1 protein-coding gene is annotated in these 1019 nt (G+C 45.6%); it reads left to right on the top strand.

The window, feature by feature from the left end; genetic code table 11:
• Window positions 1-77 precede the first annotated feature (77 nt).
• Window positions 78-1019: ISAs1 family transposase (locus H5073_RS17935; RefSeq protein WP_182680920.1), on the top strand; the 942-nt coding region annotated here is incomplete at its 3' end.

Genomic DNA, 1019 nt, shown 5'->3' with positions numbered 1-1019 from the left:
CGTAGTTTGTTAATAAAAGGGAACTTTTCTTAACAAGCCTGATCTGAGCAAGCATGTTACCTTAAAGAAACGAACCAATGTCACTGTTTGAACATTTAAAACTCATTGAAGATACCCGCTCCTACATCAACCGACACCATGATTTGGTTGATATTATTTTCCTTGTACTCTCGGCGACTGTCTCGGGCTGCAAAGGCTGGCGAGAGATTGCAGAGTTCGGAAATGAACATATCGACTGGCTGAAAAAGCATCGTGCTTTTGACTCAGGCATTCCCACACGTCATTCCATTGCTCGGATCATGAAGGCTATCGATGTGGAAAGAATGACCCTCGTACTTTTTCAATGGTCAAATGCGAGACGCCAAGCGAGTCAGCGTCCGCTGATTGCCATTGATGGCAAAACACTTCGAGGGGCAGTCAATCAGCAAGGAAAAGAAAATGCACTTCATTTGGTCACAGCTTATGATACTGATGATGGGCTGGTGTTGTACCAGCAGGATACCAAAACCAAGGGAAGTGAACTGGTTACCGTGCGGGACATGCTGACAATGCTGGACATTAAAGATGCCATTTTGAGCTTTGATGCGTTGCATTGTAATCAGGAAACGCTTAAGCAGATAAGCCAGCGTAAAGGTGATTATGTCGTTCAGGTCAAAGGCAATCAGCCCAAGCTACGCGAGGCGATAGAGGAACAATTCAAACCTTATTGGGCACAAGAAACGCTTGAAATAGCCAGTTACAGCGAAAGTAATAAGGGGCATGGGCGAGAGGAGCGCCGCAGTGTATTCCAGCTAGCAGCGAACTTACCAAAAGAACTCAAGAAAAAATGGCCGTCAGCCAAAACCATAATTGCCGTCGAGCGAGAGCGTAAAAAAGGCAACCGCACCAGCTTTGATACCCACTACTACTTGAGCTCGCTAGCCATTGAGCCTGAGTTAGCCTATCGAGCCATACGTCAGCATTGGCACATTGAAAACAAACAGCATTGGGTGTTAGATGTGACGTTTAAAGAAGATAGT

The sequence above is a fragment of the Shewanella sp. SR44-3 genome (assembly GCF_014163735.1).
GTDB lineage: Bacteria > Pseudomonadota > Gammaproteobacteria > Enterobacterales > Shewanellaceae > Shewanella.
Note: the sequence above shows the minus strand (reverse complement) of the source record. Positions and strands in the feature narration are given on the sequence as shown.